The following is an 11,673-nucleotide window of genomic DNA, read 5'->3' as shown; positions in this document are numbered from 1 at the left end:
GCCAGCGCGCGGTGGCGGTCTTCAAAGAACGGCCAGTTCAGAAACGTCCTGTCCGCCATGGCGCGGCCCTCCCTGTTTCATCTTCCCCAAATACTCCCGCCGGAGGCGCCCGCACCCTCCTCCAGCGCGGGCTCCAGCGGTTCACACGGCTCAATCACCCTCGAACAGCGGTTTTTCCTTGTTCACAAAAGCATGATAGGCACGTTCGAAATCCGCCGTCTGCATGCAGATTGCCTGCGCCTGCGCCTCGGCCTCGATCGCCTGTTCGATCGACATCGACCATTCCTGCGCCAGCATCGTCTTGGTCATCATATGGGCAAAGTTCGGCCCCGCCGCGATCCGCGCCGCCCAGGCCTGCGCCTCGGCGTCCAGCTCATTCGCCGCCACCAGTTTATTGTGGAATCCCCAGGCCTGGCCTTCCTCGGCGCTCATCGACCGCCCGGTATACAGCAGCTCCGCCGCCCGTCCCTGGCCGATGATCCGCGGCAGGATCGCACAGGCGCCCATATCGCAGCCCGCAAGACCCACTCGGGTGAACAGAAACGCGGTCTTGGCCTCCGGCGTGGCAATCCGGATGTCCGAGGCCATGGCAATGATTGCCCCCGCCCCCACACAGATCCCGTCAATGGCGGCAATCACCGGTTTGCCGCAAGTCACGATCGCCTTGACCAGATCCCCGGTCATCCGGGTGAACGCCAGCAGCTCCTTCATACTCATGCGGGTCAGCGGCCCGATGATGTCATGCACATCGCCGCCCGAGCAGAAATTGCCGCCGTTGGAGGCAAAGACCACCGCCTTCACCGTATCGTCATAGTGCAGATCCCGGAACCAGTCGCGCAGCTCGGCGTAACTGTCGAATGTCAGCGGGTTCTTGCGCTCCGGCCGGTCCAGGGAGACCGTGGCGACGCCCTCCTCGATCCGGCACAGGAAATGCTCTGGATCCCTGTTCACCTTCATAACTTGCCTCCGTTTTCCAGCCTTTGGGCCACTGCTTCCAGGCTCTCGGCGATGCCCTGCACCTCATCCGGGTTCAGACCCGCAAAGGCAGCAGCGATCCAGCCTTCATGCGCCTCAGCCTGGCGGGAGAATTCCACCTTGCCCGCTTCGGTCAGCCGCACCAGATTGGCGCGCCGGTCGCCCTCGCTCTTCTCGCGCTGCACATGGCCGTCCTCGACCAGCCGCTCGACAATGCCGGTGACATTGCCGTTCGAGACTTTCAGAACACCTGACAACTCGCTCATCTTCAGGCCTTTTCCGTGCTGCATCAGTGCCGCCATCACATCGAACCGCGGCAGCGTTGTTGCAAATTCACGCCGCAGGTTTTCGCGCACTTCGCTTTCCACCGCCTTGGTGGCCTTCAGCACCTTCAGCCACAGCCGCAGCCGGTCTTTGGACGTGGTACTCAAACCTCTCCTCCCGACACGCTCATCGCGTGGCCATTGACCGAGGCCGCGCCGTCAGACGCCAGGAACAGCGCGGTTTCGGCCACTTCCTCCGGCGTGATCAGCCGCTGCATCGGGTTGCCGCCGACCACCATCTTCAGCGCCTTGTCGCGGGAAATCCCCTGCCGTGCCATCAACCCGGTGATCGCTGTCTCTGCCATTTCGGTATCGACAAATCCGGGGCAGATCGCGTTGCAGGTGATCCCCCGCTTTGCCACGCTCTGCGCAACCGACCGTACCAGCCCCAGCACCCCGTGTTTCGACGCCGCATAGGCCGGGATCTGCGCACCGCCCTGCAAGGACGCGGTCGAGGCAATGGCGATCAGCCGACCGCCCGGTTTCATGCCGGCCCGCAGGGCTGCCCGGAAGGTCAGGAAGGTGCCCGTCATATTCACGGTCAGGGCCCGCTGCCAGTCGGCCAGCTCAACATCCTCGATCCTGGCGGCCGTCCCGGTGCCGGCATTCGCCACAACCACATCATACGGCTTGTCGAACAGCGCCTCGACCTGCGCCTCATCCGTAACGTCGGCCGGCCTTATTTCCAGCCCTGTACCCGCCGCGGCTTGCTCCAGCGCGTCGCGCCGGCGGCCGGAAATTGTCACCTGACAATTTTGAGCTGCAAAGGCCTGCGCGATTGCCTTGCCAATCCCGGTGCCGCCGCCTGTCACAAGAACCCTGCGTGTCATGCCCGGATCACCTCCGCTTCGCGGTCGGCCAGCCGCCAGGCCTGATCGCGGCCCGCGTGATAGGGCAGCGGCCAGTCGCCATGCCGGTCGCCGATCCGCGCCGCCTCGTGCAAGGTCCAATAGGGATCGGCCAGATGCGGCCGGCCCACGCAGACCAGATCCGCCCGCCCCGCCATCAGGATCGAATTGGCATGGTCCGCCTCATAGATATTGCCGACCGCCATGGTGGCAATCCCGGCCTCGTTGCGGATGCGATCGGAAAACGGGGTCTGGAACATGCGGCCATAGACCGGCTGCGCCTCGGTCGAGGTCTGCCCGGCGGAAACGTCGATGATATCCGCGCCGGCGGCGGTGAAGGCCCTGGCGATTTCCACTGCTTCTTCCGGCGTGACGCCCTCGTCTCCAACCCAGTCATTGGCAGAAATCCTGACCGACATCGGCTTGACCTCCGGCCAAACCGCACGCATCGCTTGGAACACCTCCAACGGGTAGCGCAGGCGGTTCTCCAGCGCGCCGCCGTACTCATCACCCCGAATGTTCGATTTTGGCGAGATAAACGATGAAATCAGGTATCCATGCGCTGCATGAAGTTCGATCATGTCAAACCCTGCGCGCTCTGCCATCCGGGCAGATGCCACAAATTCCGCCTTGATCGCAACCATTTCCGCCCGCGTGATCTGCCGCGGCGCCGGATTGTTTGCCGACCAAGGAAGGGCTGAGGCCGATACAGTCTCCCAGTTGCCATCTGGCAAGGGCGCGTCCATCACTTCCCAGCCCAGCTGGGTGGACCCTTTGCGTCCCGAATGGCCGATCTGGCAGCAGATCTTCGCACCAGTCTCAGCATGCACAAAATCCGTCAGCCGCTTCCAGGCTGCCTCATGCTCCGGCGCATACAGCCCCGGACAGCCCAGCGAGATCCGGCCCTCGGCGCTGACACAGGTCATCTCGGTATAAACCAGCCCGGCACCGCCCTTGGCCCGCTCTCCCAGATGGACGAAATGCCAGTCCGTCGGGCAGCCATCAACCGCCTTGTACTGCGCCATGGGGGAGACCACGATGCGGTTCTTCAGCTCCATATCCCGCAGCTTGTAGGGGGCGAACATCGGTGGCCGCACCGGCGTATCCGCGGGCGCTCCGGCCTTGTCCTGAAACCATTTCTCCGCGCTCTGCAGCCAGTCGGCATCGCGCAGGCGCAGGTTCTCGTGGGAGATCCGCTGCGACCGCGTCAGCAAGGAATAGTTGAATTGCACCGGATCCATATCCAGATAGCGCTCGACCTCCTCAAACCACTCCAGCGAGTTGCGCGCCGCCGATTGCAGCCGCAGCACATCCAGCCGCCGCTCCTCCTGATAGCGCTCAAAGGCGCGCTCAAGCGTCGGCTCGGTACTGACCAGCTCCGCCAGCGCAATCGCGCTGTCAAAGGCCAGCCGGGTGCCGGATCCAATGGAGAAATGCGCGGTGGCCGAGGCATCGCCCAGCAGCACCACATTCTCATGGTGCCACTTTTCGCACAGCACCCGCGGGAAGTTGATCCACACCGCCGCGCCGCGCAGATGCGCGGCATTCGACATCAACGCGTGCCCGCCCAGATGATCGGCAAAGATATCCTCGCAGGTGCGGACGGTCTCCTCCTTGCTCATCGCCTCAAAGCCCCAGTTCTCCCAGGTCTCGGCCGAGCATTCCACAATCACCGTCGCGGTGTCCGCGTCGAACTGATAGGCGTGGATCCACATCCAGCCGTGTTTGGTCTTCTCGAAGATGAAGGTGAAGGCGTCGTCGAATTTCTGATGCGTGCCCAGCCAGATGAACTTGCAGGGCCGCACATCGATTTCCGGTTTGAAATGTCCGGCAAACTCAGTGCGGACACCGGAGTTCAGCCCGTCGCAGCCGACCACCAGGTCATAGTCTTTCTGATACTCCGCGGCAGGTTTGGCCACGGTTTCAAATTGCAGGTCAACGCCCAGTTCGCGGGCGCGGTCCTGCAGCAGCAGCAGCATCTTCTTGCGGCCGATGCCGGCAAATCCGTGCCCGCCCGACACCGTGCGGGCGCCGTCATGAACCACCGCGATATCGTCCCAATAGGCAAAGTTTTCGCGGATCGCTTCGGCGCTTTCCGGGTCGTTTGCGCTCAGGTTGTCCAGCGCGTCATCCGACAGCACCACACCCCAGCCAAAGGTATCATCGGTTTTATTCCGCTCAATCACCGTGACCTGCGCCTCCGGCTGCCGCAGCTTCATCGAGATCGCAAAGTACAGACCGGCAGGCCCTCCTCCCAAACAGGCGACTTTCATGATCATCCCTTCCCGCTCAGCGCACATCCTTGCGGATCAGGATAAGCGGGTCCGGAAAAACTTCAAGCATAAAGTTTTAAGCTTGAAATAATCGGGCGCAAAACTTTGGCGCAGCCCGTGCCCGGCCCGCTCAAGAGCTTAATGAAATTATCTGCCAGGGCCGGGGGCCGCGGCCGTCAAAGTTCCCGCAGGTATTGCATCACTGCCGGGCGCACCGCCTGGTCGCCGCGGTGGCGCGCATCCGCGATGATCTTGCGCAGCTCGCCCAGATCCACCCGCAGCAGCAGCGACTTGACCGGCCCGATAGAGGCCGGGCGCATCGACAGCGTGCGGATGCCCATGGCGGCCAGGCACACGGCTTCGACCGGGCGGCCCGCATCCTCGCCGCAGAAGCTGAGCGGCGTGCCGGAGATCGCGCAGCGCTCCACGATCCGCTCGATGAAGCTCAGGAAGCTGACGTTCAGCGTGTCATAGCGCTTGCGCACCCGCTCATTCTCGCGGTCGGCCGCGAAAAAGAACTGTTTCAGGTCATTGCCGCCGATCGAGATAAAGGCCACCTCGTCAAAGAACTTCTGCGGCGCATAGGCCAGCGACGGCGTTTCCAGCATCGCGCCGACCTCCAGCTCGGCAGGCAGCACGTGGCCCAGAATACGTTCACGCTCGATGGTCTTGTCCACTTCGGCCTTGGCCGCGCGGTATTCTTCGAACTGGGCGACAAAGGGGAACATGATCGACAACGGCCGCCCTTCCGCCGCGCGCAGCAGCGCCTGCAGCTGCATCCGCATCACACCGGGCTTATCCAAGCCCACCCGGATCGCCCGCCAGCCCAAGGCCGGGTTCGGCTCATCCGTCGGCTTCATGTAGGGCAGCACCTTGTCGGAGCCGATGTCCAGCGTGCGGAACACCACCGGCTTGCCGTGCGCCGCATCCAGCACCCGCTTGTACAAAGCAACCAATTCCGAGCGTTTCGGCATCTGATTGCGCACCAGGAACTGCAGTTCCGTGCGAAACAGCCCCACGCCTTCGGCACCAGAACCATCCAGCGACGGCAGGTCCGCCATCAGCCCCGCATTCATCACCAGGTTGATGCGCTGGCCGTCTGTGGTGACCGCCGGCTTGTTGCGAATAGAGGTATAGCGCTCCTGTGCCTGGGCGTGCATTGCGATCTTGTCGCGGAACGCGCTGACAACCGTTTCATCGGGCCGCAGATGCGCCACGCCCTGATCGCCGTCAACCATGATGTGGTCGCCGTTCAGCGCCTCGGTGGTGATCCGCTGGGCATTCACCACCAGCGGAATGGCCAGCGCCCGCGCGACAATAGCGGCGTGGGAGCCGACCGAGCCTTCCTCCAGCACGATGCCCCGCAAGCTGCGGCCATACTCCAGCAGATCTCCCGGACCTATGTTGCGGGCGACCAGGATGGGATTTTCCGGCAGCTCGGCCCCGGTGTCCGCCCCCTGCCCGGTCAGGATCCGCAGCAGCCGGTTGGACAGGTCATCCAGATCGCTGAGACGTTCGCGCAGGTAGGCGTCCTGCACTTGCGACATCCGGGCGCGGGCCTGGGATTGCTCCTTTTCCACCGCCGCCTCGGCGCTGAGACCGCGGGCGATGTCTTCTTCCATCCGCCGCATCCAGCCTTTGGAATTGGCAAACATCCGGTAGGCTTCAAGAACCTGCAGCTGCTCCTTGTCGCCATGGCGGGAGACTTCCAGCATCTTGTCAACGCCGACCCGCAGCTCCTCGACCGCGGCGTTCATCCGTTCCAGCTCACGGTGAGGATCATCGGCAATCGGATTGGTCACGATCACCCGCGGCTCATGCAGCCAGACATAGCCTTCCGCCGCGCCTTCCTGGGCCGAAGTGCCATGGATCAGAACCGCCTGCTGGTGCAATGGCGACAGCGCCGCGCCTTCGCCGACAAAGGCGCCCAGTTCGGTCATCTCGGCGATGACCATTGCCACCACTTCCAGTGCATAAACCGCATCAGCGGAAAACTCGCGTGCCTCTTTGGACTGCACCACCAGGACGCCCAGCATCTCGCCAAGCCGCTGCACCGGCACCCCGAGAAAGGAGGAAAACCGCTCTTCCCCGGTTTCCGGCATATAGCGGAACCCTTTGGCATTGGGGGCATCCGGCGTGTTCACCACCTTGCCGAATTTTGCCACCCGGCCCACCAGGCCCTCGCCGATGCGCATCCGGGTCTGGTGCACCGATTCAAGGTTCAAACCCTGTGTTGCACAAAGCTCCAGCGTCTCGTCATCGCGAAACAGATACACCGAGCACACCTCAGTCCCCATGCTATCGGCGATCAGATGGGTAATCTTGTCGAGCCGCGCCTGGCCGGCATCGTCGCCCGCCATCGCCTCGCGCAAGCGAACCAGCAGCTTCCTGCTTTCGGATTCTGTCGTGTCAGCCATTGCCACCCTCTCCCGAGGTCATTTCCCGCGCACCGCCGCCCTGCCTGATCCCCGCAGAGCGGACACCCTCCAGAGTAGTACGCCAGTGCTCTCTCCTCCACCCACTTGTCCCACCCCAGCGGAAAAAGTCCAAGTGTTTTTGCTGCATTGCCCGTAAACAAAGCAGCCTGCCACGGCATTGCGCAAGATACCGCCCGTGGCAGGGCGGACACAACAAAGGCGCCGGTGCGGCGCCTTTGCAAGATACGGAAAACGGTTTCCCGGTCAGCGCTTAGCCGGCTTTTTCCAGCTCAAAAGCGTCATGCAGCGCCTGCACGGCCAGCTCCATGTACTTACGGTCGATCAGCACCGAGATCTTGATTTCGGAGGTTGTGATCACCTTGATGTTGACGCCCTCATCCGACAGCACCTTGAACATCTTGGCGGCCACACCGGACTGCGAGCGCATGCCGATCCCAACAACCGATACCTTGGCGACATCCTTGTCGGCCAGCAGTTCGGCATAGTTCAGCTCGCCCTTTTCCTTGATCGCCTGCAGCGCCTGTTCGGCACGCGCCACCTGGTCGGTCGGGCAGGAGAAGGTCATATCGGTGCGGCCCTCATCCGAGATGTCCTGCACGATCATGTCGACATTCACGCCCGCATCGCTGAGGGTGGTGAAAATGGTTGCCGCGATACCGGGGCGGTCGGCCACCGACTGCACGGTCAGCTTGGCCTCGTCACGGGAATAGGCCACACCGGCCACAACATTGGATTCCATGATTTCCTCCTCGGCGCAGACCAGGGTTCCGGCCTCGTCAGTTTGTTCCTCAAAGCTCGACAGCACGCGCAGCTTCACCTTATAGCGCATTGCCAGTTCAACCGAGCGGGTCTGCAGCACCTTGGCGCCCAGTGAAGCCAGCTCCAGCATTTCTTCAAAGGCGATCCTGTCCAGCTTGCGCGCCTTGTCGCAAATCCGCGGGTCAGTGGTATAAACGCCGTCCACGTCGGTATAAATATCGCAGCGTTCGGCCTCGAACGCCGCCGCAAAGGCCACCGCGGTGGTGTCCGAACCGCCGCGGCCCAGCGTGGTGATGCGGCCTTCGGGGCTGATGCCCTGGAAACCGGCCACAACCGCCACTTTCATGCCCTCGCCAAACTTGGCGCGGATGTTTTCCGGCGGGATCTCCTCGATCCGCGCCTGGCTGTGCGCCGAAGTTGTCCTGAGCGGCACCTGCCAGCCCTGCCAGCTGCGGGCGGGAACATCCATTTCCTGCAGCGTCAGCGCCATAAGGCCGGCGGTCACATTCTCGCCCGAGGACACAATCGCATCATATTCGCGTGCGTCATACAGCGGCGAGGTCTCATCGACCCAGCCCACCAGCTCGTTGGTCTTGCCGGACATCGCCGACACAATGACGATCACATCATAGCCCTTGGCCACTTCAACGCCGACGCGTTTGGCGGCGCGGCGGATGCGGTCCAGGTTGGCGACAGACGTGCCGCCGAATTTCATCACAAGTACGGGCATATGGAGCGGGTCTCCCTGCGCTTGCGGGTTTCGGTCCCGTGCCTCATATGCGAGCGGTCCCTTAAGGGCAAGGGCATGCAGCCCCATCGGGCAAGGAAGCTGCGGTTCCGGCGTCCGTTTCAGCGCGGCAAACCGCCACAACGGTCAGGCTGCGCAACTTCAGCCAACCCGAGGCCCCTCAGCTGCGCCAGAAGCGGACAGTCAGCATCGCGTAAACCGCCATCAGCTCCAGCCGCCCGATCAGCATCGCCGCGCTCAGGATCCATTTTGCCGGGTCGTTCAGGGTCGAGAAGTTTCCCGCAGGCCCGATTGTATCGCCCAGGCCAGGGCCGATATTGCCCACGGCTGTGGCCGCGCCCGACAGTGAGGTCACGAAGTCCAGGCCGGTGAGCGCCAGCGCCCAGGCCACCATGCCCAATGTAACCACGAAGAACATGAAAAAGGAAATCACCGAGCTCAGCACCTCGGCATCCACCCGGCGGCCGTCATAGCGGGTGAGAAACACCCCGTGCGGCGACCGGATGCGCTGGATCTGCGCCCGGCTCGAGGCAAACAGCAACCGGTAGCGGAAGATCTTGACCGAACAGGCCGTCGAGCCCGCACAGCCGCCGATCAGCCCGATAAAAAAGAACACCATGATCAGGAAGCTGCCCCATTGCATGTAATCGACACTGGCATAGCCGGTTCCGGAAATGATCGAGGTGATGTTGAACAGCGCTTCGCGGAAAGCCTGCTCGGGGTGGTGCGGAAACACGGTGACAAGCACACCGGAGGTCACCGCCACCAGCACCCCGATCGTCATCATGAACACCCGGATTTGGCTGTCGCGGAACAACGGCACACCATGGCCGTTGACCAGCTGCACATAGCGCACGAAAGGCAGCGCCGCCGCGATCATGAAGAACGACGCGGCATATTCCGCGGGCCCGGAAAAAGTCCCGAACGAGGCATCGTAATTGGAGAACCCGCCGGTGGACATGGTGGTCATCGCATGCACCAGCGCATCGAACGGCCCCATTCCCAGCACCATGTAGACCAGCACGCAGGCCAGCGTCAGCGAGACATAGATCAGCGAGATCTGCTTCGCGATCGCCTGCGCGCGCGGCAGTATTTTCCCCATTGTCTCAAAGGCTTCGGAGCGGAATATCTGCATCCCGCCGACCCGCAGTTCGGGCAGGAACACCATCGCCACCACAATGATGCCGATGCCGCCGAGCCATTGCAGGATGCCGCGCCACAACAGCAGCCCGCGCGGCAGATCGTCCAGCCCGGAAATCACGGTTGATCCGGTGGTGGTCAGCCCTGACATCGCTTCGAAAAACGCATCGACGAACCGCAGCTCGGTTGCCCCCAGCATCAGCGGGATGGCCCCGAACAGCGGCAGTGCCACCCAGACCATCGTGGTCAGCAGGAAGGTCTGGCGGATGCTCAGCCCCTCGCGCACCCCGTTGGCACAGCTCAAGGCCAGCAGCCCGCCCACCAGGATGGTGAACAGCGCGCTTTCCAGGAACACATGCCACTCTCCGCGGCCATCCATCAGATCGACCAGCAGCGGGAACAGCATCATGGCTCCCAAAATGACGACCAAAAGGCCGATGACATATCCAACCGGGCGGAGATCCAACATGCGGGGCAGCGTTGGACCTGCGCACGGTAAGTGTCAAGCCTGCGCCGCTATTCCTTGCCCTCGCCGGCTTTTACAGCGTTGCGCGCGGGCATCTTCTGCGGCTTGGACGGCTTGCGCGGGCGTTTGCCGGGCGCCGCTGTCTCTGATCGCGCCGGTTCGGAGGCCGGGGGCGCCGGTTCCGGTGCGGGCGTCTGCACAGCGAAGGATTTGGTCACTGCCGCCACGGCGGCGGACTGCGCTGTGTTCCGCTGTGTTTCCGGGCTGGCGCGGCGGGCGGCGGATCCGCGGAACACCGCGGACGGTTCCGAAGCCGCATCAGCGGCTGCTTTATCTGTTGCGCCCGGCGTTGCCTGATTTGCCTTCGCCGCCACCGGTTTTGCAACTTCCGGCTTCGTAACCGCAGCCTCGGCCGGCACGGTTTTTCCTCCGGCTGTATTTCCTGCAGCAGCCGTCACCGCGGTTTTTTGCTCTGCGGTCTTGGGCGCCGCCGGTTTTCTGGCAACCGTCTTCCTTTTGGCAGCGGGCTTTTCTGCCGTCTTCCGGGCAGGCCGTCGCGCGGGCTTGACTGCGGGTGAAACTGAAGTCACGTCTTCCGATGCCTTTGACGGTTCCGCAGTCTGCGGCTGTGCCGTGTCACCCAATGCCGCCTGCGGCACCGCGAGGCCGAGGATTTTCCGCTGCAATTCAAACATGGAACGGGCGGCCCGCATCTGCTGCAGCGGCGTCGCAATCGCTGCTTCGGTCATTTGCCGCCACAGCTTCAACTGCGTGCCAGCCGTATAGCCGGCCCATTCCTGCGCCAAGGCCGGGAATGCGCCATGCTGGTGAAAACTGCTCATCAGATACTCCTTACTTCTTGCGCTGGTTTTACCCTGCCTGTTCGGGCTGCGGCCGGGCAAAATAGGAGAAGCGCGGCGCCGGAGCAAATCCGGGCCTGCAGCAGCGGCAATCGGGTGTATCTTCCCTGCCCCATGCACAACGGCTCCCCAGGACACCTGGAGAATCCTCCAGGCTACAGTCCGGAGCTTACCATATTCCGCTGCATGGCAGCGTAAATAATGCGGCGGCGCAGAAATCACAGGGGGCCGGCCGGAGAACTGCCTTTTAATCAGGCGCGTCAGCCCAGCATTTACCCTTGATGGATAAGGGTCGCGAACAGTTTCGGATCCAGGCTCATCGCCTTGAACAGCGGCCCCTGGGTCAGCACGCTGACCGCATCATGGCTGTGCAGGCTTTCCTGATGGCTTGCAACCACCCGGAAATCGCCGATCCGCGCATCACCCTGCAATGCTTCGCAGAACAGCCGCGCCGCGTCTTCAACAAAGATCGGATTGGCCGCGTTCAGCTCGGCAAAGGCCTGTTCATCCTCGCGTTTGACCATCACCTGGGTCTCGGTCGGCACCGCCTGGCGGCACAGTTCGATCAGGTCCTCGAACCACAGGCAGCCGCTTTCCGGCACCGACTGCACCGAAATCCGCGCCACCGAGCGCTGCGAGTGCGGCGTCGCCAGCTGGCCGCGCGACTGGCGGGCATGTTCAGACAGCTCCAGTGAACACGGACAGGTCGAGGAATAGACATAGTCCAGGTGCATGATCTTTTCACGCACGCCGTCATGGTCCACCAATTCCAGCGCAAAATCGTAATACTGATAGCCGCTGAGACCGGAGCGCAGGCTTTCGACCCTTGCCGGGAAGGAAAAC

The 11,673-nt window shown here is 62.9% G+C and carries 9 protein-coding genes; all 9 read right to left on the bottom strand.

Annotation, left to right across the window (positions count from 1 at the left end):
- Window positions 1–150: 150 nt before the first annotated feature.
- Window positions 151–957 (bottom strand): enoyl-CoA hydratase family protein, encoded by an 807-nt coding sequence (locus tag VOI29_RS17430; RefSeq protein WP_323781487.1) that lies wholly within the window; start codon window positions 955–957, stop codon window positions 151–153.
- Complete coding sequence (locus VOI29_RS17425; RefSeq protein ID WP_323781483.1) at window positions 954–1,406, bottom strand: MarR family transcriptional regulator; 453 nt, start codon at window positions 1,404–1,406, stop codon at window positions 954–956. Before VOI29_RS17425 ends, VOI29_RS17430 begins: the two co-directional genes overlap by 4 nt.
- Window positions 1,403–2,128 carry an SDR family NAD(P)-dependent oxidoreductase gene (locus VOI29_RS17420; protein WP_323781480.1) on the bottom strand — a complete coding sequence of 242 codons (726 nt, stop codon included), beginning with the start codon at window positions 2,126–2,128 and terminating at the stop codon, window positions 1,403–1,405. Before VOI29_RS17420 ends, VOI29_RS17425 begins: the two co-directional genes overlap by 4 nt.
- A complete protein-coding gene (locus VOI29_RS17415; protein ID WP_323781477.1) occupies window positions 2,125–4,419 on the bottom strand; it encodes a bifunctional salicylyl-CoA 5-hydroxylase/oxidoreductase in 2,295 nt (764 codons plus the stop codon). Before VOI29_RS17415 ends, VOI29_RS17420 begins: the two co-directional genes overlap by 4 nt.
- A 176-nt stretch (window positions 4,420–4,595) precedes the next feature.
- Entirely contained in the window at window positions 4,596–6,836 is a 2,241-nt protein-coding gene (gene ptsP, locus VOI29_RS17410) for a phosphoenolpyruvate--protein phosphotransferase (RefSeq protein WP_323781474.1), read from the bottom strand.
- A gap of 271 nt (window positions 6,837–7,107) precedes the next feature.
- Window positions 7,108–8,346, bottom strand: a complete 1,239-nt coding sequence (locus VOI29_RS17405) for an aspartate kinase (RefSeq protein ID WP_323781472.1) — start codon at window positions 8,344–8,346, stop codon at window positions 7,108–7,110.
- A 178-nt stretch (window positions 8,347–8,524) separates the two neighbouring features.
- Window positions 8,525–9,973: a TrkH family potassium uptake protein gene (locus tag VOI29_RS17400; RefSeq protein WP_323781469.1), complete on the bottom strand. Its 1,449-nt coding sequence runs from the start codon at window positions 9,971–9,973 to the stop codon at window positions 8,525–8,527.
- Window positions 9,974–10,020: 47 nt separating this feature from the next.
- Entirely contained in the window at window positions 10,021–10,812 is a 792-nt protein-coding gene (locus VOI29_RS17395) for a hypothetical protein (RefSeq protein ID WP_323781466.1), read from the bottom strand.
- Window positions 10,813–11,102: 290 nt separating this feature from the next.
- Window positions 11,103–11,673 (bottom strand): GTP cyclohydrolase, FolE2/MptA family (locus tag VOI29_RS17390; protein WP_323781464.1); only part of this gene is annotated, 571 nt, incomplete at its 5' end.

This window comes from Leisingera sp. (assembly GCF_034669605.1).
Lineage (GTDB): Bacteria > Pseudomonadota > Alphaproteobacteria > Rhodobacterales > Rhodobacteraceae > Leisingera.
This window is presented reverse-complemented; position numbering and strand designations above follow the sequence as displayed.